This window comes from Halobacterium sp. MBLA0001, assembly GCF_049705385.1.
GTDB classification, from domain to species: domain Archaea; phylum Halobacteriota; class Halobacteria; order Halobacteriales; family Halobacteriaceae; genus Halobacterium; species Halobacterium salinarum.
On the sequence record NZ_JBNAMQ010000007.1, the window covers coordinates 264,779 to 283,634 of the forward strand.

An 18,856-nucleotide genomic window follows, 5' to 3' on the forward strand; every position below is an offset into this window, starting at 1 on the left:
AAAGTTTCGAACATTTTAATTTTACTTAATCCTCAGTGGTGTAGTTTCGTGTGTAACCGAACGGGTTGTACTTCTCTCCACCGCCTTCATAAAACTTGTTAAAGAATTCCACGTATTCGAGGCGCAGCGCCTGTAAGCCCGCGGATGTGACGCCAAGCGCGAGCACCAGCGCGTGGCCAACAAGCAGGACCAACACGCCGATCAGGATGCCGGCCGCACCCATATGCATCAGGCCGGGGAACAGCACTTCCCCGTGGGCCTCGCCGCTGAACAGCATGAAGTGTGTCTCATGCTCGATGGTCGTGGAGAACAGCCCGAACATGTAGTCGATCGTCTCGGGGTGTTCGAGGTGGGTTTCGTACGCGCCGAATACGAGCAGGTTCACGACGTACGCCATGCCGGCTTTCGCGAGCAGCACGGCGGCGATTCGGGTGTACGAGACGGTGTTGACGAGCGCGTACGTCGGGCTCTCGAGGAACCCGGCGGCGCCCTCGCCGAGGGTGACCAACACGAGCCCGACGACTGCAGCCGCCAGGCCCGCCTTGCCGACGATCGGCGGCAGCGCAACGACGCTGTACAGCAGTTCGGGGCGGGGGCCGCCGCCGGACTGCATATGCGTGCTGAACAGCCACACGCCGACGCCGGCCATCAACAACAGCTGGCCGCCGCTCTCCAGGGCGGCGTCTTTCAGGCCGTGGGAGCGCGATTCGTTGACGAAGCCGAACACGTAGCCGATGGCGAGGTGCGCGATCCCGAACACCAGGCTCGCCGCGAGCCAGAGTTCGGCGAACGCGCTGACGTGCAGGCCCTTCTTGAGGGGCGCGTCGGCGAGTCCGAGCGCGCCGTGCCAGAGGTATTCGGTGACCAGATGCAGGCCGAACACCTCACCGTACAGCACGCCGAACAGCGCCGTGAACCCGCCAGCCCACATGGCGACGCCGCCGAGCTTCGAGATCATCTCGCTGTCGAAGCTGCGGGACAGCCAGAACCCGAGGAGCGCGTACAGGACCCCGTACCCGAGGTCGCCGATCATGAACCCGTAGAACGCAGGGAACGTCAGGAACAGGACGACCGTGGGGTCGATCTCGGTGTACTGCGGGCGATTGATGACTTCGGTGAGCGATTCGAACGACGACACCGGCCCGGGGTTGTCTTGGATGACCGGCGGGCTGTCGGTTTCGTCGAACGACGCGGTGGTACCGCCGTCAGTGGCGGCGTCCGCGCCGTCGTCGGCGGGCACGTGCTGGTCGTGGCCCGTCGGCTCGTAGTCAGCGCGTTCGAGCTCCTCGACGAGTACGTGGTCGCCGACGGCCGACTCGATGGCGTCGGTGAACGCGTCGTACTCGCTGGTCGGCAGCCAGCCTTCCGCGACGAACGCGTGGCTGGTGCTGGCGAACTGCAGCGGTGCTTCGGACTTCTGGACGTCGATGGCGAGGCGCTCCTCGGCCGCCAGCAGGAAGCCGGCGTGCTCGTCCCGGAACGCGGCCAGTTCGTCGTCGACGTCCTCGATCTCGGCCTGGATCGTGTCGCGCCGTTCGCGAAGCTCCGAGACGTACTGCTCGGGGCTTCCGTCCGCGTCGGGGACCTCAAGGCGCGTGAACGGAACGCCGACGAGGGCGTCGTCCAGTGCCGCGTCGTCGGCCGAATGGGCGAAGACGCCGATGGTCTCCGTCCCGCTGAACGTCTCGAAGGCGGTGACGCGTTCGGACGCCGCGAGCGCCGCGTCGATGGCGGACTGGTCGCCGGTGCCGACCGCGACCTGCAGGGAGTCGTACCCCGACAGCAGATCGAGGTCGATGCCGAGGTCGGCGAACGGTTCGGCGGCGTCGATGCGCTCGGTGACCGCCCGGAGATCGTCGGTGAGCTCGCTGCGGCGGTCGTCGAGATCGGTGGCTTCGACGCGGATGGATTCGAGTTCGGTGTCGAGAGCGTCGTCGGTGACGATGCGTGTCGGACCCGCGTCCCCCTCGGAAACGTCGAGGAGGGACTTCAGCGACCGCACGGTCACCAGCTTCTCGGCGGCCTCGTCGGCTCCCGTCATCGGGTCGCCGTTGTCGAACCCGTCGATGCCACCGTCGTAGTCCGAGAGGTGGACCAACTCGGCGTCGTGGACCGCTTCGATGACGGGCGTCAACACGTGTGTGGACCCCGCCACCGAGACCTTGCTCATCTGCTCAGGTCTGAGCATGTACCGCCTCCATGAACCGGTCGAGCGCGAACGCCACGGCGTCGTCCTCGTTGGCGTCGGCGTCGGCGAGCAGCGCCTCGCGATCGGACTCGCCGTCCGCGAGCACGGCGTCGCGCTCGGAGTCGATCTGTTCTCGTGCGTCGGAGAGCTGTTCGTCTTTCAGTTCGCGGGCCGCGTCCTCCGCGTCGGCGCGGATTTCGTCGGCCCGGGTGCGGGCGTCAGAGAGCCGCTGCTCGCGGTCCTCCTCGGCCTCGGCCACGATGTCGTCGGCGTCTGACTCTGCCGATTTGATGTCTTCGAGAACCTCTGGCCTTGGCATACGCTCTAACCAGGTGGGGGTTAGCGGACGTGCTATATGGTAGTTGCGAAGTCCCTGGGCCATCGGAAGCTATTATGCGTGTTCAGGCCAACAGTCGGTCGATGGGAGTCCTCGAAGACAAGGCGCGGGCCCGCACGTTTTACAAGTACCTCTCGAAGGTGTACGACCGCGTCAACACGTTCATTTGGACCGAGGAAATGCGCGCGGAGGCGCTGTCGATGCTTGACATCGACGCCGAGGATCGCGTGCTCGACGTGGGCTGTGGCACGGGGTTCGGCACGGAGGGGCTGTTGAAGCACACGGAGCACGTCTACGGCCTCGATCAGAGCCCCCACCAGCTCACGAAGGCCTGGGAGAAGTTCGGGAAACACGATCCGGTGGCGTTTCACTTCGGGGACGCCGAGCGCCTGCCGTTCAAGCCCGACAGCTTCGACGTGGTGTGGTCGTCGGGGTCCATCGAGTACTGGCCACACCCCGTGCAGGGGTTGCGGGAGCTGCGGCGCGTCGCCAAACCCGGCAGCCAGGTGCTCGTCGTGGGGCCGGACTACCCCGCCTCAACGGTCTTCCGGAAGCTCGCGGACGCCATCATGCTGTTCTACGACGAGGACGAGGCCGACCGGATGTTCCGGGAGGCGGGCTACGAGGAGATCCAGCACCGCGTGCTCCGGAAGGAGCCAAACAGCCCGCCGGCGATCGTGACCGTGGCGCGCGCACCGGCGGCCGACGACTAGGCCGGCGTTGCCGTGGTGTCGGCGACAGCGACGACGTGGCCGCGGACGGCCAGCGTGACGCGGACCGGGTCGCCGGCCGCCGGCAGTGGATCGTTCGTCGGGGCGATCACGAGCGTCGTGGTGGTGCCGACACGCCAGCGGCCGGCGCTGGCGGCGTTGAACGCGCCGGTCGGCCCGCTGTAGAAGCCGGTGGCGGAGAAAAACGGCACGGGGGGCTGGTGGGCGAGGTCGGTGCCGGCCACGCGAACCCGCAGTGACACCGCCGCCGGGTCGATCGGCGGCCCGGAAAGCAGTGTCACGGCGACAGTGCCGTCGGCGGCGGCCGAAACGCTGACGCCGCGCTGTGGCGGCGGGGGTGTCGTCACCGACGGCGCGACAGCGAACACGGCGGCCCCGGCCAGGACCGTGATCGCAACGACGGCCACCACGGCCACGACGGGGGCGGAGCCACGCGGCACACGGCCAGGTGGCTGGGGCCTCCGGTAAGAACGTTCGGGGGTGTCTACCGGGGCAGCGTGGTGGTTGTGTTCCCGCCGGGAGCGGGCGGGTGTGGGTCCGCAGTGACGGTCGTCGTGACCCTGTCGCCGCCGACCGTCGCCGCGACGGTGTACTCGCCGGCGGGGCTGACGAACCAGCGGTCGCCGCTGTCGCCGGTCGCGCCGACGGCCCTGCCGTCGACGCTGATCGACGCGTCGACCGGCGTGCCGGTCGCGGTTTCGACGCGCACGTTCACCGGGCCGCCGGCGTACGGCTCCGAAACGCTGAGCGTGGTCGTGTCGGTGGCGTTCACGGTGGTGTACGAGGCGGGCGTCTGTGGGAGGCGGCGGGTTTGGCGCTCCACGAAGACGTGGGTCGTGGAGGGGTCGTAGTACAGCGACAGCTCGCCGTGGTCGTGGCTCGCGGAGAACAGGACGGCGTACTGGCCGAGCAGCGAGTACGAGACACCACGGGAGTGGTTTTTCGTCCACGGGTAGGTGGCACCGATGAGCGCGATGGGGTCGCCGTAGTCGGCGGTCGTGGCGGCGTCGAGGTTGCCCGGGACGACCGTCTCGCGGACGTAGGTATCGCCGTCGCGGGTGGCAAGCATGACCCCGTCGCCGACGGTGACGTGGACGCGGACGGCGTCACGGTCACCGTCGACGACGGCAGCCAGGCGCTCGCGGACCGGGCCCTGAACGGTCTGGAGGCGGGTGTTGACCTGGCTGATCCGCGTGGTGAGGTTGCTGTAGGAGTCCGCGAGCGTGTACAGCGCGCGGTTGTCGTCGGGACCGCCGAGGAACCCTTCGATGCGTGTGGCGGCCGCGTGAACGGAGCCGACGATGGTGAGGAACTCGGTTGTGGTGATGGTGCCGGCGGCGTAGGCGTCCCTGGCGTCGCGTTCGCGCTGGACGAGCGCGGTCGTTCGGTTCGTCGCCCAGTCGAGTTCGGTGCGGATGCGCGCGCGGCGCTCGGCGTCCGTGTTGGCGACGGACAGCGCGGTGTCGAGGCGTTCGAGGCGGTAGGCTGTGGAGATGCCGGTGGCACCCGCGGCGAGCGTGCCGGTGACCGAGAGGGCGGGCGTCCCGAAGGCGGCGGCGTCGGCGCTGGTGAGCCGGAGGACGCGCGTCGTGTCGGGGGAGGGGCCGACCGCGGGGGACTGCTGTGAGGCGGTGGGCGGTCCCGGGGCGGCGAGCCCGGTCGCCGCCATGGCGGTGGCGACAACCACGAGGGCGGCGACGGCGAGGGGAGCGCGGGACATGCCCCATGGTTTGCGGAGGGCCGTCAAAAACGATGTGGAGCGCTCGCAGTGCCGACCCGTGGGATAGAAAGGACTTTGCCCGAGCGTCGACCACGAACGGTGTATGCGGCAGGCCCTCCTCCTCCTGGTCGCGCTGGCGTGTCTGGTCGCGGTCCCGGTTGGAGCCGGGGGCAGTGGGCACGGGCCCGCGCCGACAGCCGAGACCACGGCGATGCCGGCAGCCACCGGTAGCGGCCCACAGAGCACGGTCGATATCACGGTGGAGGTCACGGACACCGGGGATGCACACTGGAACGTGTCCGCGACCTACCCGCTGGGGGACGGCAACGGGTCAGTGGCGTTCGACCGGGTTTCGACGGCGTTCGAGGCCGGTGAGACCTCCCCTGGGTTCTCCGCGGAGACGTTCAAGGCGGCTGTGCCCGGGGCGAGCGCGCGTGTCGGCCGTGAGATGTCGGTCACGGACGTCCGCCGGGCGTCCCGGATCGTCGAGCACGACGGGAACGAGACGGGTGTGCTCACGCTGCGGTTCACGTGGACGAACTTCGCGGCGGTCGACAACGAGACCATAACCGTCGACGCGTTCTCCGGGTCGTGGTTCGGTGACCTGCGTGCCGGGCAGCAGTTGCGGGTTCGCCCACCGGAGAACTACCAGGCTGACGACGTATCCCCGAACACGAACGTCGTCGGGGGAGCGTACCAGTGGGAGGGCGGCCAAGCGTTTGCGGCCGACGAGCCGTCGCTGGTGTTCGTGCCGTCGCCGGGCCTGTCGGGGACGGGGATCCCGGCGACGACTGTGGGGGCGGCGGCGGTCGTTCTGGGGGCGGCGGGCGTGACCGCGTGGGCGTACAGCCGCTCGACGCTGACGCTGCCGGGCACCGGCGGTGACGACAGCGAGGGGGCCACGGGACCGGCGGTCGACGCCGGCGATGGCGGTGAGTCGCCCGCGCCGACAGCCGACGATCCGGAGCCCGATGACGGCGGCGGCGACAGCGCGGCCGAACGCGAGGACGAGCGCATCGACCCGGAGCTGTTGAGCGACGAGGAGCGCGTCGAGCGGCTGCTCACGGACAACGGCGGGCGGATGAAGCAGTCCCGGATCGTGGAGGAAACGCGGTGGTCGACGGCGAAGGTCTCGCAGGTGTTGTCCGGGATGGACGAGGACGGCCGCGTGGAGAAGCTGCGGATCGGCCGCGAGAACCTGATCTCGCTGCCCGGCGAGGGCGTCGACAGCGACACGCTGGCCGGCGAACACGACGAGACGGAGTGAGGACAACCCCCAACACCGGGCGTACGGTTCCGAAAACGTTTACGTACAGGGGGCTCGATTTCTCGGGTGATGAAGGTTCTCGTCACCGTCAAGGAGGTGGCTGCCGTCGAGGACGACTTCGAGATCTCGGGAACGGAGATCGAGAGTACGTACCTGGATTACGACCTCAACGAGTGGGACGACTACGCCGTCGAGGAGGCCGTCCAGCTGGCTGAGGCCGGCGACGACGTCGAGGTCGTCGCGGTCACCATCGGCCCGGAGCGCGCCGAGGAGACGATCCGGATGGCGCTGGCGAAGGGCGCGGACCGCGCGGTCCGGGTCTGGGACGACGCCATCGAGGAGACCGAGCTGCTCGACGTGGAGACGAAGGCCCGGCTGCTGGCGGCCGTCGTCGAGGACGAAGACCCCGAGCTGGTGTTTTCCGGGGTGCAGGCCAACGACGACAGCTTCGGCGCGACCGGGATCGCGCTGGCCGAGACGCTCGGCGTCCAGTGGGCGGCGGTCGTGAACGACCTCGACACCGCGGGCGTGCTCGACGAGGGCGTGGCGTCGGTGCGCCGCGAACTGGAGGGCGGCGTCGAGGAGCTCACCGACGTGGAGCTGCCGGCGGTGCTCACCATCCAGACGGGGATCAACGAGCCGCGGTACGCGAGCCTGCGTGGCATCCGGCAGGCGCAGTCCAAGGAGATCGCGCCGAAGAGCCTCGACGACCTCGGGCTGGACGCGGACGTCGTTGCGTCCAGCCTCGACATCACCGCGATGTACGAGCCCGAGACCGAGAGCGACGCCGAGTACATCGAGGGCGACGCCGGCGAACAGGCCAGTGGCGTGGCTGACGTGCTCCGCGACGCGGGGGTGGTCGGCGAATGAGCGTGCTCGCCGTCGCCGATCACCGCCGGGGCGAGCTGCGGGGCGTGAGCTTCGAGTTGCTGACCGCGGGCCGGGAGCTGGCGGACGCGATGGACACCGAGCTTCACGCCGCGGTGGTGTCCGGGGACACCGACGGGTTCGCCGACGAGTTGAACCGGGCGGGCGTCGATCACGTCCACGCCGTCGAGCACGGCGCGGAGTTCAACCACGACGTCTACGTGCAGGCCGTGGCGGCGCTGGCCGGCGATCTCGACGCGGCGGTCGTGCTCACGCCGAACAGCGTGAACGGGCTGGACTACGCGCCCGCGGTGGCGACCCGGACGGGACGCACGTACGTCTCGGACGCCATCGGCCTGGATCACGGCGACACCCTGGAGGTCACGCGGGAGATGTACGGCTCGAAAGTCGAGACCACGGTGGAAGTGAGCGACGGCCCGTACGTCGTCTCCATCCGGGGCGCGGAGTGGCCGGCCGCCGAGGGCGTCGGCGACGCCGAGATCTCGACGTTCGACGCCGACATCGACGAGGACGCCATCGGGGCCACGGTGAACGGCTTCGAGGAGGTCGGCGGCGGCGACGTCGACATCGCGGACGCGGAGTTCCTCGTGTCCGTCGGGCGCGGCATCGAGGAGGAGGAGAACATCGCGTTGATCGAGGCGCTGGCCGAGACGACGGGTGCGACGCTGTCCTCGTCGCGGCCCATCGTGGACAACGGCTGGCTGGCGAAAAACCGCCAGGTCGGGCAGTCCGGCAAGCAGGTGACGCCGGACGTCTACCTCGCGGTCGGCATCTCCGGGGCCGTCCAGCACGTCGCCGGGATGAAGGGCGCGGACACCATCATCGCGGTGAACACGGACCCGAACGCACCGATCTTCGACATCGCCGACTACGGCATCGTCGGCGACCTCTTCGACGTCGTCCCGGCGCTCATCGAGGAGTTCGGCGGCGAAGCGCCGAGCGTCTGAGCGCGGACGCGAGCGGCACGCAGTTACGGCGCGTGTGACCCGACCAGCTGGGTCGCCGCGAGCACGTGGCCGCGCACGGCGTTGCCGACGGTCCGCTCGGTGGCGTCCTGGGGGAGTATGAGGGTGGTGTCGAGGGCGTACAGTTTGAACCGGTAGAGGTGGGTGTCGTCGGGGGGTGCCGGGCCGCCGTAGTCGCGCTCACCGAAGTCGTTGGTGCCGACCGTTGGCTCCGTGGGCGTCCAGGCGGCCGGGATCCGGGTTCTGGAGGCGGGGATGTTCCACACCAGCCAATGCAGCCACACCTCGCCAGCGGGGTCGACGGCGTCCGGGTCGTCGACGACCAGCACGAGCGTGGCGGCGTCCTCGGGGACGCCGGCGATCGACAGCGGCGGGTTCACGTCCGCGCCGCTGCGGGTGTACCGGTCGGGGATAGCCGCGCCGTCGGCGAAGGCGCTGCTCGCCAGTCCGAGCCCGCCGAAATCGGGCGATGGGCCCGCGATCGGGATGTCGTCGGTGGCCGTGGGCGTCGGTTGTGCCTCCGATCGGGGCGTCGGTTCGGGTGTGGTTGTCGTGGCGTCGCCGTCGGTGGTGTCGGTGCAGCCGGCGAGTGCGGACACGGCACCGCCACCCACGAGCGCGAGGACTGACCGGCGGTGAACGGGTTGGCCGCGCATGTGCGGGTCGTGCGACCGCGGGCGGTATAACTACCGGGGTGTGCGGGCAGACTGGTGGAAACCGCCCGGTGGCGGCTGTTCGCCGTGGGATGCCGTCAGGTACTTGCCCGGGAAACCCCGACTGAGTGGTGATGGAGTACGTGGAGGCGCGCCGGGCCGCCATCGAGCAGCGCATCACCGAGGCGGTCGGCGGTGTCGAGCCGACGGAGCTCGGCGACCAACTCGAACACGTCGTGTTGGCCGGCGGCAAGCGCGTCCGACCGACGCTCACGGTGCTCGTGTGTGAGGCCGCCGGCGGTGCCGTCTGGACGGGGGCCGACGAAGCCGCCGCGGTCCGGGAGAACGCGACGCTGTCGGCCGGCGGGGAGGACGCACTCGATTACGCCGTCGGCGTCGAGTTGGTGCACAACGCCTCGCTGGTCGTCGACGACATCATCGATCGGTCGGAGCTGCGCCGGGGCTCGGCGAGCGCGTGGGCGGAGTACGGCTACGGACCGGGGATCGTCGCGTCCGACGGCCTGCTGGGGGAGGCGTTCGCGCTGTTCTCGCGTGACCCGCGCGCGATGGAGTGTGTGACCGATTCGCTGGTGGAGCTCGGCGAGGGGGAGGCCATCGAGCTCGTGGCCCGGCCGGAGACCGAGCGCGAGTACATGGAACTCGCGCGTCGGAAGACCGGAGCGCTGTTCCGCGCGGCGGCGGAGCTGGGCGCGATCGCAGCGGACGCCGACGGGCGGGCCGTCGAGCGCTTCGGCGAGTACGCCGAGCGCGTCGGCGTGGCGTTCCAGATCCGGGACGACGTGCTGGACGCGACCGCGGACAGCGACGCGCTGGGAAAGCCCGCGGGGGTCGACGAGGCCTTGGACCGCCCCAGCATCGTGCAGGTCACGGACCGGTCGCCGGACGCGTTGAACCGGTTGGCGGGCGAGCAGTCCGAGCGCGCGCTGGGGGCGCTGGCGGAGCTGGAGCTGCCGGACGGCGAGGCCAAAGACTACTTGCAGTATCTCGCGGAGTTCGTCGTCGAGCGGGACGCGTAGCTCAGGACCCCTCGGGGGTGGCGCGCCACGATTCGACGACCGCGAGCGCCAGCGTCGACAGCACGCTCACCAGCGTGCCGGCCGTGAGCACCGCGGCGAGTTCGGTGAGCGTGACGTACTCCAGGAAGAACCCCGACAGCGTGTACAGAACGGCGGCGATCGAGAGCACGTAGAACGGCGCGTTCAGATACCGCCAGCGGAACCGGTCGGCGAGGTATTCGTCGGTGACCTGGCCGAGGCTGGTCGTGAGACCGGCGGCAGCGAACCACCGGACTGCGCCGTAGGTGAGGGCGGCGACGACGGTGCTTGGGGCGAGCGCGCCGTCGGCGTGTGCGCGCACCGCGTCCAGTCGTGCGGCGCCTTCGACGCCGCCGATGACGAGCAGCGCGGCCGCGACGACGTACGTGATGAGTGTGACGCGGCCGGTGTAGAGGCCGTCACGGAGGCGGTTGACGGCGTCGTCGGCGACGCGTTCGAGGCCGAGCCCGCGGAACAGGGCGTAGAGGCCGACGGCAGCCGACGACACCCCGAGCACCGCGCCGGGGAGCCCGAGCACGTCGGCCAGCACCGCCAGCGGGTAGATCAACAACAGGATGCCCAGCGGAACCAGGATCGTGCCCCGCGTCTCGGGATCGTTCATCACCTGCTTGAGCGTATAGTACATCGACTCCAAGTCCTGGGCTTGCCGGACGACGACGCGTTTGAGCGCCTCGATGGGGACCCGCGAGCGGATCACCGGCACCACTGATTCGTCCTGCGCGCCGTCGGTGACGACGACGGCGCGCACGGGGTCGGTGGGCGACAGCGACGCCAGGACTTCGTCGACTTCCCGGCCGACTGCGCGGTTGGCGGCCACGTCCCCGCGGTCGACGCCGGTGACCGCCGCCACCACGACGTCCTCGTCGTCGCTGTACCGGTCGTGGAGGTGGACGCCCTCGAAGAGCACGTTCACGTCGCTGTCCTCGGGGTCGGCTTCGGCCAGCGAGACGGCGGCGTGCTCGACGTCGTTGCGCCCGACGACAGGTGTCGGGACGCCCGTTTTCCGGCCGAGGTCGTCGTCGAGGTCCACGCACAGGACCAACAACATCTAGGCGGTGGTATGCGACCCCCCCATATTTGTCTTCGGGGGGAGGCAGCGCTCACAGAAACACCGGTGGCGGTTGCGTTCCGCACGGTTTTTGAGGCTTCACGCGGTACTGATGTGTCACCAGATGATCTCAAAGGGCTGCGAGCAGTGCGCGGAAGGGGGAAAGATGGTCCTCTTCGTGTATGGGTACTGTGACCAGCGTGACTGTTTCTACTGTCCGCTCGGCGAGAACCGGAAGAACGTCCAGCAGGTGTACGCCAACGAGCGCCCCGTCGAGGACGACGAGGACATCATCAGCGAGGCGAAGCTGATGGACGCGCTTGGCACCTCGATCACGGGCGGGGAGCCCCAGGAAGTGCTCGACCGCACCTGTCGGTATCTGCGCCTGCTGAAAGACGAGTTCGGCGAGGACCACCACACGCACCTCTACACGGGGATCACGGGCGGCCGCGAGAACATGCGTCGGCTGAGCGAGGCGGGCCTCGACGAGATCCGCTTCCATCCGCCCTACGAGCTGTGGGGGGATATGCACGGCACCGAGTGGGAGGAAATCCTCTACATCGCCCGCGAGGAGGGACTGACCCCCGCCTTCGAGATCCCCGGGATTCGGGCCGAGGACGAGTTCCTGGAGTTCCTCGACGAGGGCGCGGCGGACTTCTGTAACATCAACGAGTTCGAGATGAGCGACGGGAACTACGAGCGCATGCAGGAGGCGGGCTACGAGCTCCAGGAGGGCCACATGAGCGCCGTCGACGGCTCGAAGGACGCCATCCTCTCGGAGATGGCCGACCACGAGCAGGTGTACTTCTGTACGAGCGTGTTCAAGGACGCCGCCCAGCACCGCTCGCGGCTCAAGCGCATGGCGCGCAACGTCCGCCGGGAGTTCGACGAGATCACCGACGACGGCACGCTCGTCTACGGGAAGACCACGGTCGGCGCGGGCCGCATCCGCGAGTTGGGCGTTCCCGAGGAGTACTACACCGTGAAGTCCGACCACGTCGAGGTGGCGTGGTGGCTCCTCGAAGAGATGATCGACGACGGCGACATCGACGACGGGGAGATCGTCGAGCAGTATCCGACCTACGACGGGCAGGTCGTCGAGCGGACGCCGCTGGCGTAGCCGCGGTTTTTGCGTCACGAACACCGTGTACGGGGCGCGTGCCAGCAGCCAGGTTACTCCGTGGTGGCGGTGAACACCACAACAGTGCGGTCGCCGATGTCGTCGAGAGCGTGTGTCTCGCGCTCGTAGCCAGCACCGATGGCGGCCCCGACCTGTGATTCCAGCGCCGGGGTCGTGATCACGACGGGCGGCGGGGTGTCACCGACCGCCGTGGGGTCGTCGACGCTTGCGACGTCTGCGTCCAGGGATTCAGTGTACCAGGGGAGCGGCATGCGGGCGTGCCACGCGCCGGTTGCCGGCGGGCGGTCGACGCGTGATTCGGTCATCGCGAGGGGGGCGCCGACGTAGAGGACGTCCGTGTCCGAGCCACTGCTGGCGGCCGCGCGTTCGATGTCGGTGACGACCGTGCGGAGGTCCGCGGGCGCTTGTGCGTAGTAGATCACGTCGCTGCCGGGGTCCCCTCGCGGGCTCTCGTGGGGGGCCTGGTAGCTCGTCTCGGTCAGGGTTGCGCCGCCGGCGGCGACAGCCGACAGGAGGACGGCTGCGGCGAGCACTGCTCGGACGGCGTGCATCGGGGTGTGTTCGCTGAGGATCGTGGGTTCGCGGGCGGGAAGACGGCTGCGGCCCCAGCGGTAGACGACGGCGGCGCCGACGGCCGCGGGAACGGTCAGCGGCACGATGGCGTGGACCGTCGACCACGGAACCGGGAAGTTGTTCGCGAGGGGGTACCCGACGAGTGCGGCGACCCCACAGTAGAAGTTGAACGCAACCAGCCCCCGGGGGTGGGCGCCGGCGTAGCGATCCCAGAGGAACCCCACGACGGCGAACGCGGCGACCCCGGACGCGCCCGCGATGACGGTGTCAGCGGTGTCCGTGAAGTACGGGAGGTAGGCGTGGCGCTGGATGCTCCCCGTTGCCCAGTAGTCGATGGCCTTGTGCAGCGATCCCAGGGTGGCCTCGCCGACGACGGCGGGGAGGGTGGCGAAGTCACCGGTGAGGGCGCGCCAGAGCCCGATCTCCTGGCCGGGGCCGCCACGGGGGGCGTAGAAGTACACGACGACACTGAGGAAGACGGCGGCCGCGAGAACGCCGTGGTGCCACCAGTCGCGTGCGCCCGCGACGGCACGGCGGAGCAGCGATCGGAGGGCCCCGAGAGCGTCGCCGTCGGTGTCGCGGGCGCGCAGGAGGTGGCGATCGAGCACGAGCACGCTCGCCCCGAGCCACGTCACCATCCAGAGGAGGACGCTCTCCTTCGTGGCGAACGCGACCCCGAGCGTGACGGCGCTGGCGTAGAGGTAGCGCGGTCGGCGGGTGTCGGACGCGCGAGCGAGGAGACCGAGCGTGAGCAGCATGCACGCCGCCAGCGGGAGGTCTTTGCGCATGAACCGCGAGTAGTAGACGAGCACGGGGTTGCACGCGAGGGCGACGCCGAGCGCGATGAGTTCGGCGTCGCGGAGGCGGGTGCGGAACAGCCACGCCGCAAGCGGGAGCAGCGCGCCCGTGAGCGCGACGACGAGGCGTGCGGTGGCGTCGGTTGCGCCGACCACGCCGAAAACCAGCGAGTTGACGCGCGCGAACAGCGGCCCGTGGAGGATGGGGCGGTACTCCCAGGCGCCGTGTTCCATGCCGCGGAGGACCCAGTAGCCGAACCATGCTTCGTCGTAGTAGAAGACGCGGTCGCCGAGCGCCAGCAGGCGGGCGACAAGGCCGATGACGGTGACCGAGAGGAGTGCACTCGGTACGCGGTGGACCGAGAGGGCGTCGCGGATCGTCACGGGCCGACAGACCGCCGGTGTTAGTAAATCCCTTGTGATGGATGGGTGATTGGAGGCGTCGGGGCTGGTGAGAGTAATGCAGAGGGAATGCTTTTAGAGCGGCCGCCACCAGTAGGGAGTATGGCCGACTGCCCCATCGCCGACGAGTGCCCCAGCTTCCAGGAACAGATCGAGGGAATGGGGTGCCAGCATTACGGCGACCGCGGCGGGATGGAGTGGTGCCAGCATTACAGCCAGCCGATCGAGGACCTGCAGACCGCGCCCGTGGTGCCCGGCGAGGAGGTCGTCATCGAGGTGGACGACATGCACGAGAGCGGGGCTGGCGTTGGCCGCCAGGAGGAGTCGGGGTTCATCGTGATGGTCGACGGCGTGTTGCCGCCGGCCCGCGTGAAAGCCGAGGTGTCGACGGTGAAGCCCAACTACGCGCGTGCGGAGTTGATCGAGAAGCTCCCCGACGAGCCGGCGGACGCCGACGACGACGCGGCGGGGGGCGACGACGAGGACGCCGACGACGGCGGGCACGACGACCGCGAGCGGTTGGGCAGCCGGGACAACTTCTGGGGGAGCTGACGGGGCGGCTGCGAAGCAGCTTCCCCGGTGCGGTGCGAAGGCGTCGGTATGGAACTCGGACTCGATGGGGACGTGGCGGTTGTGACGGCGTCGTCGAGCGGGCTTGGAAAGGCGAGTGCGGCGGCGCTGGCGCGCGAGGGGGCCGACGTGGTGGTGTGTTCGCGCGACGAAGAGCGCGTTGTGGCGGCGGCCGAGGAGATCGGCGCGGACGCCGCCGGCTCGGTGCGTGGGGTCCCTGCGGACATCACCGACGGGGCGGACGTTACGGCAGTGGTAGAGACAGCCGTCGAGACGTTCGGCGGCCTCGATCACGTCGTCACATCCGCCGGCGGCGTGCCCAGCGGGCAGTTCACCGCGGTCACCGACGACGACTGGACGGACGCCTTCGAGTTGCTCGTGATGAGTGTCGTGCGGACGCTTGACGCCGCCCACGAGCACCTGGTGGCGGGCGACGGCGGCACCGTGACGTGTATCACCTCGACCAGCGTGAGCGAGCCGATCGAGGGGTTGGTGTTGTCGAACGCGGTGCGGCGTGGTGTCGTCGGGCTGGCGAAGACCGTCGCCCGCGAGTGGGCACCGGACGTGCGCGCGAACGTCGTCCAGCCGGGGCCACACGAGACCGCGCGCATCGAGGAGTTGGTGTCGGCGGCCGTTGCGCGCGGGGAGGCTGACAGCTACGAGGCGGGGCTGGCGGGGTGGAGCGAGGAGGTCCCCTTGGATCGGCTCGGGGAGCCGAGTGAGCTCGGCGACGTGGTGGCGTTTCTCGCCAGCGACCGCGCGAGCTTCGTGACCGGTGCCAGCGTGCCCGTCGACGGCGGCCGGCTGTGGGGGTAGTGGCCGGCGCTCAAAACGGGGCGTCGAGGGCCGCAACCACCTCGCGGACGCGCTGGGCGTCCGCTCTCGGGACGACGAGCACGCGGTCGTCGTAGGCCGCGACCACGAGGTCGTCGACGCCGACGACCGAGACGTGTTTGTCGTCGCTTGCGAGCACGTTCCCGGTGGCGTCGATGGTGGTGGCGTCGCCGAGCACGGCGTTCTCGCCGTCGAGCAGGCGGCCGAGGGCGTTCCACGCACCGAGGTCGTCCCAGTCGAAGGCGGCGGGGACGACGCGCACGTCGGCGGCGCGTTCGAGGACGGCGTAGTCGACGCTCACGGGGTCGACGCGCTCGAAGGCGGTGGCCGGATCGGCGTCCGTTGCGAGGGCGTCCACGAGGGGGTCGAGTGGGCCGCTGCGGGCGGCGTCGAGGAAGGCCGTGGGCGTCCACGCGAACATCCCGGCGTTCCAGAGACAGCCGCGGTCGACGAGCCGGCTGGCAGTCTCGGCGTCCGGCTTCTCGCGGAAGACCGCGACCCCGCGGTGGTCGCCGTGGTCGTCGCCGGGTTCGATATACCCGTAGCCGGTGGCCGGGCGGTCCGGCTCAACGCCGATCGTGACGAGGCCGTCGGTGCGGGCGGCGACATCGACGGCGGTCTCAGCCGTCTCCTGGAAGCCGTCGCCGACGACGTGGTCGCTGGGCAGACAGAGCATGACGGCGTCCTCGCCGAACCGCGCCCGCACCTCGCTGGCGGCGTACGCGAGCGCCGGCCCCGTGTCCTTGCCCGCCGGCTCCACGAGGACGGTGGCCTCGGGGACCTCGTCGCGGACGCGGTCCGCGTACGCCTCGCGGGTGACCGCCAGCAGGTCGTCGGCGAAGGCCGCGCGGTCTGCGGTCCGGCGGAGCAGGCTGCGGTCGTCATCGCCGAGCGCGAGCAGCTGCTTGGGGCGGTGGCTGCGGCTCGCGGGATACAGCCGGGTGCCGGTGCCGCCGGCGAGCAGGACGGCAGCGACAGTGTGTGTCACGGCGCGCTCACCCGGAGGGTGGAGTGCATGCCGGCGGGTTCGACGCCGCGGCCCAAATGCCTGTCTCCGGGGGGCGAGCGACCGCGTTCACCCCGGGTGCGGAGATTTAAAGGGGGTTGGGAGCAAACACCGATACGTCTCCCATCGAAACACACGCGGAGACGGATACACGACCATGAGCGACCTTTCAGACACGGCTCAGGAGGTCCACGACGACCTCTCGGAGCACGTCGACGCGACCGTCGACGACGTGGAAGCACGGCTGGAGAAACTGGTTTCTGAGTACAAAGTCCCGGTCGACGAGGCCCGCCGCAGCGTCGAGAACCACTACCTCGACGAGGCCGGCCTCGACCGCGACGACCTCGCCGGCGGTGGCGGCAACGACACCGTCGAAGTCGAGGACGTCGACGAGGCCGAGCAGTGGGTGGACATCACGGCGAAAGTCGTGGAACTGTGGGAGCCCCGCTCGGACTCCGTCGGGCAGGTCGGCCTGCTGGGCGACCCGACCGGCACGATCAAGTTCACGAAGTGGGCGAAGTCGGACCTCGAAACCCTCGACGAGGGCCAAGTCTATCGCCTCGGGAACGTCGTCACCGACGAGTACCAGGGCCGATACTCGGTGAAGCTGAACAAGACAACGTCCATCGAGGCGGTCGACGAGGAGTTCGAGGTCGGCGACAACGAGGACGAGGTCGCGGGCGCGCTCGTGGACGTACAGTCCGGCAGCGGGCTGATCAAGCGCTGCCCCGAGGAGGACTGCACGCGCGTCCTCCAGAACGGCCGTTGCAACGAGCACGGCGAAGGCGACGGGGAGTTCGACCTCCGCATCAAGGGGGTGCTCGACGACGGCACCGACGTCCACGAGGTCATCTTCGACGAGGAGGCCACGGAAGCCCTCACTGGCATCGGCCTAGAGGAGGCCAAGCAGATGGCCAAAGACGCCCTCGACACGACCGTCGTTGCCGACGAGATGCGCGCCACGATCCTCGGGAAGTACTATCGGGTGACGGGGCCGACGTTCGGTCGGTACGTGCTCGCCAACGACACCGAGTTGCTTACCACCCGGCCGGACACTGAATCCGTGCTGATCCGCGCGAGGTCGATCTGAAATGAGCGGCGCACCCACCCGAGAAGTCGCACGCCGCGTCTTCGCAGCCGAGTTCAACGACGCCACGTTCACGTTCAAGGAGTCCGACGACGAGCGCGCGCCGCTGTACGCGTTGCTCCCGACCGGCGAGCGCGCGAACCGCGTGTTCGTCACCGGGACGCTCACCGAGACCGAGGACATCGGCGAGGACGCGGAGTACTGGCGGGGCCGCGTCGTCGACCCGACGGGGACGTTTTTCGTCTACGCGGGCCAGTACCAGCCGGAAGCGGCGGCGGCACTGCGGGACGCCGAGACGCCGACGTACGTCGCCGTGGTCGGGAAGCCACGGACCTACGAGACCGACGACGGGTCCGTGAACGTCTCCCTGCGGCCGGAGTCGATCACGATGGTCGAGGAGAGCGTTCGTGACCGCTGGGTGGTCGAGGCCGCCGAGCGCACGCTCGACCGCATCGAGGCCTTCAACGAGGAGGGCAACGAGTACGCCGAGCGCGCCCGCGCCGAGTACGGCGCGGATACCTCGGCGTACCGGCAGGCGGTCGTCGACGCGCTGGCGGAGTTCGACGCGCCGGAGTGAGGGCGACAAACGCTTAAGCTGCTCCGGGCGCGACTGTCCGGTACATGGGGAACAAGAACAAGACCATCTCGTTCCGGGTGAACGAGGAGGCGTTTGACGCGCTCAGCGAGATCGCCGAGGAGCGCAACATCTCCCTGTCGGCGGTGTTCCGTGATTACGTTGACTCGCTTGTGACCCACGACGGGAAGGTCCGGGTCGTGCCCGAGGACAGCACGAGAGCGCGAGACGGCGACGACGACGACTTCCCGCCGACCGTCGAGGTGTCGAAGAGCTTCGTGCGCGAACACGAGCGCCTCGAACTGGAAGCCGAACACCTCCGCGAGCAGCTGGACGAGCAGAAGGCGTACATCGACCACCTCCGGAGTCAGACCGACAGCGAAGACGAGATCGGTGACGTGGTCAAGTTGGAGGAACTGGATGACGACGACGAACCCTACCAGCTCGGGTAGGCGGCAGCGGCGCTACCGACTGAGTTCGCGCTTCTTCCGGCTGGCGCGGTCGGCCTCCTCTGGGCGGCCGTCCACGTCGGCGAGCTCTTCGACGGCTTCCAGGGTGCGGATGGCGTCGTCGAGGAACGAGTAGAGGTCGCCGGGGTAGGCGTACACCATGTAGTCGTCGGTCATCACGTCCACCATCGACTCCGGGTCGAGGCCCTGCGCGCGGAGGTCCAGCAGGTACTCGACGAACTTCTCCTCGGGGTGGCCACAGTAGGGGTTCGAGTCGCAGTCGCAGTCCAGGAAGTCCTCGGCGAACTCCAGGACGGTGTCACGGGTGGCGTCGTTCAGCGCCGAGAGATCCCCCGTGAACAGGATGTCGAGGGTCGCGCCGCTGAACGCCGACTTGGGGAATCGGGTGTCGAGCTGGGAGGCGATCTGGCGGTGGTTCTTGACGTAGATTTTGTCCGTGATGGCCACAGTCACCCCGTGATACGGCGGGTTAGTGGAAAAGCGTATCGTCTGCCCGAGGTCGTAACGTATTTGTCTGCGAGCACGCTAC

General features: G+C 69.2%; 20 protein-coding genes. 11 read left to right on the forward strand and 9 right to left on the reverse strand.

Annotated features, from left to right (window positions below):
• Positions 1 to 25: 25 nt before the first annotated feature.
• Both ACOZ32_RS02620 and ahaH read right to left on the reverse strand, forming a co-directional pair.
• On the reverse strand, positions 26 to 2,188 hold the full coding sequence (locus ACOZ32_RS02620) for a V-type ATP synthase subunit I (protein ID WP_205251114.1): 2,163 nt from the start codon (positions 2,186 to 2,188) through the stop codon (positions 26 to 28).
• A complete protein-coding gene (gene ahaH / locus ACOZ32_RS02625) occupies positions 2,175 to 2,507 on the reverse strand; it encodes an ATP synthase archaeal subunit H (RefSeq protein ID WP_010903585.1) in 333 nt (110 codons plus the stop codon). The genes ACOZ32_RS02620 and ahaH overlap by 14 nt, the downstream gene beginning before the upstream one ends.
• A gap of 101 nt (positions 2,508 to 2,608) precedes the next feature.
• Between ahaH and ACOZ32_RS02630 the strand changes: the two genes are divergently transcribed.
• The gene (locus tag ACOZ32_RS02630) at positions 2,609 to 3,238 is read left to right on the forward strand and encodes a methyltransferase domain-containing protein (RefSeq protein ID WP_012289442.1); all 630 of its coding nucleotides are present in this window, start codon (positions 2,609 to 2,611) and stop codon (positions 3,236 to 3,238) included.
• Here the strand turns inward: ACOZ32_RS02630 and ACOZ32_RS02635 are convergent.
• Both ACOZ32_RS02635 and ACOZ32_RS02640 read right to left on the reverse strand, forming a co-directional pair.
• Positions 3,235 to 3,696: a hypothetical protein gene (locus tag ACOZ32_RS02635; protein WP_012289443.1), complete on the reverse strand. Its 462-nt coding sequence runs from the start codon at positions 3,694 to 3,696 to the stop codon at positions 3,235 to 3,237. The genes ACOZ32_RS02630 and ACOZ32_RS02635 overlap by 4 nt on opposite strands.
• 44 nt (positions 3,697 to 3,740) lie before the next feature.
• Positions 3,741 to 4,976: a DUF7094 domain-containing protein gene (locus ACOZ32_RS02640; RefSeq protein WP_424334903.1), complete on the reverse strand. Its 1,236-nt coding sequence runs from the start codon at positions 4,974 to 4,976 to the stop codon at positions 3,741 to 3,743.
• A 103-nt stretch (positions 4,977 to 5,079) separates the two neighbouring features.
• Between ACOZ32_RS02640 and ACOZ32_RS02645 the strand changes: the two genes are divergently transcribed.
• From ACOZ32_RS02645 to ACOZ32_RS02655, 3 genes are all read left to right on the forward strand, one after another.
• Complete coding sequence (locus tag ACOZ32_RS02645) at positions 5,080 to 6,243, forward strand: helix-turn-helix transcriptional regulator (protein ID WP_424334904.1); 1,164 nt, start codon at positions 5,080 to 5,082, stop codon at positions 6,241 to 6,243.
• Between the two features lie 69 nt (positions 6,244 to 6,312).
• On the forward strand, positions 6,313 to 7,113 hold the full coding sequence (locus ACOZ32_RS02650; RefSeq protein ID WP_205251117.1) for an electron transfer flavoprotein subunit beta/FixA family protein: 801 nt from the start codon (positions 6,313 to 6,315) through the stop codon (positions 7,111 to 7,113).
• On the forward strand, positions 7,110 to 8,078 hold the full coding sequence (locus ACOZ32_RS02655) for an electron transfer flavoprotein subunit alpha/FixB family protein (protein WP_205251118.1): 969 nt from the start codon (positions 7,110 to 7,112) through the stop codon (positions 8,076 to 8,078). The genes ACOZ32_RS02650 and ACOZ32_RS02655 overlap by 4 nt, the downstream gene beginning before the upstream one ends.
• A 23-nt stretch (positions 8,079 to 8,101) precedes the next feature.
• Here the strand turns inward: ACOZ32_RS02655 and ACOZ32_RS02660 are convergent, their stop codons facing one another.
• Positions 8,102 to 8,752 (reverse strand): YbhB/YbcL family Raf kinase inhibitor-like protein, encoded by a 651-nt coding sequence (locus tag ACOZ32_RS02660; protein WP_205251119.1) that lies wholly within the window; start codon positions 8,750 to 8,752, stop codon positions 8,102 to 8,104.
• 131 nt (positions 8,753 to 8,883) lie between these two features.
• Between ACOZ32_RS02660 and ACOZ32_RS02665 the strand changes: the two genes are divergently transcribed.
• Positions 8,884 to 9,786 (forward strand): polyprenyl synthetase family protein, encoded by a 903-nt coding sequence (locus ACOZ32_RS02665; RefSeq protein WP_205251120.1) that lies wholly within the window; start codon positions 8,884 to 8,886, stop codon positions 9,784 to 9,786.
• A gap of 1 nt (position 9,787) precedes the next feature.
• Here the strand turns inward: ACOZ32_RS02665 and ACOZ32_RS02670 are convergent, their stop codons facing one another.
• Positions 9,788 to 10,873 (reverse strand): DUF373 family protein, encoded by a 1,086-nt coding sequence (locus ACOZ32_RS02670; RefSeq protein WP_010903593.1) that lies wholly within the window; start codon positions 10,871 to 10,873, stop codon positions 9,788 to 9,790.
• Between the two features lie 124 nt (positions 10,874 to 10,997).
• On the opposite strand from ACOZ32_RS02670, the gene ACOZ32_RS02675 reads away from it, so the two are divergent.
• Positions 10,998 to 11,993: a radical SAM protein gene (locus ACOZ32_RS02675; RefSeq protein ID WP_012289444.1), complete on the forward strand. Its 996-nt coding sequence runs from the start codon at positions 10,998 to 11,000 to the stop codon at positions 11,991 to 11,993.
• Between the two features lie 53 nt (positions 11,994 to 12,046).
• Here the strand turns inward: ACOZ32_RS02675 and ACOZ32_RS02680 are convergent, their stop codons facing one another.
• Positions 12,047 to 13,768, reverse strand: a complete 1,722-nt coding sequence (locus tag ACOZ32_RS02680; RefSeq protein WP_285271457.1) for a flippase activity-associated protein Agl23 — start codon at positions 13,766 to 13,768, stop codon at positions 12,047 to 12,049.
• Between the two features lie 120 nt (positions 13,769 to 13,888).
• On the opposite strand from ACOZ32_RS02680, the gene ACOZ32_RS02685 reads away from it, so the two are divergent.
• Together ACOZ32_RS02685 and ACOZ32_RS02690 are read left to right on the forward strand one after the other, a co-directional pair.
• Positions 13,889 to 14,338, forward strand: coding sequence for a TRAM domain-containing protein (locus ACOZ32_RS02685; protein WP_285271458.1), 450 nt, complete (start codon positions 13,889 to 13,891; stop codon positions 14,336 to 14,338).
• 48 nt (positions 14,339 to 14,386) lie between these two features.
• Entirely contained in the window at positions 14,387 to 15,172 is a 786-nt protein-coding gene (locus tag ACOZ32_RS02690) for an SDR family oxidoreductase (protein WP_205251122.1), read from the forward strand.
• Between the two features lie 10 nt (positions 15,173 to 15,182).
• On the opposite strand, the gene ACOZ32_RS02695 is transcribed toward ACOZ32_RS02690, so the two are convergent.
• Entirely contained in the window at positions 15,183 to 16,178 is a 996-nt protein-coding gene (locus ACOZ32_RS02695) for a mannose-1-phosphate guanylyltransferase (RefSeq protein WP_205251123.1), read from the reverse strand.
• A 175-nt stretch (positions 16,179 to 16,353) separates the two neighbouring features.
• Here ACOZ32_RS02695 and ACOZ32_RS02700 point away from each other — a divergent pair, with 175 nt between their 5' ends.
• The 3 genes from ACOZ32_RS02700 to ACOZ32_RS02710 are packed head-to-tail and all read left to right on the forward strand — an operon-like array spanning position 16,354 to position 18,309.
• Positions 16,354 to 17,286 carry a replication protein A gene (locus tag ACOZ32_RS02700; protein WP_012289447.1) on the forward strand — a complete coding sequence of 311 codons (933 nt, stop codon included), beginning with the start codon at positions 16,354 to 16,356 and terminating at the stop codon, positions 17,284 to 17,286.
• A 1-nt stretch (position 17,287) separates the two neighbouring features.
• Positions 17,288 to 17,860, forward strand: a complete 573-nt coding sequence (locus tag ACOZ32_RS02705) for an RPA family protein (RefSeq protein WP_010903600.1) — start codon at positions 17,288 to 17,290, stop codon at positions 17,858 to 17,860.
• A gap of 44 nt (positions 17,861 to 17,904) precedes the next feature.
• Positions 17,905 to 18,309, forward strand: coding sequence for a ribbon-helix-helix protein, CopG family (locus ACOZ32_RS02710; protein WP_010903601.1), 405 nt, complete (start codon positions 17,905 to 17,907; stop codon positions 18,307 to 18,309).
• A 12-nt stretch (positions 18,310 to 18,321) separates the two neighbouring features.
• Here ACOZ32_RS02710 and ACOZ32_RS02715 read toward each other — a convergent pair whose 3' ends face one another.
• Positions 18,322 to 18,774: a DUF5814 domain-containing protein gene (locus ACOZ32_RS02715; RefSeq protein ID WP_136361551.1), complete on the reverse strand. Its 453-nt coding sequence runs from the start codon at positions 18,772 to 18,774 to the stop codon at positions 18,322 to 18,324.
• Positions 18,775 to 18,856 lie beyond the last annotated feature (82 nt).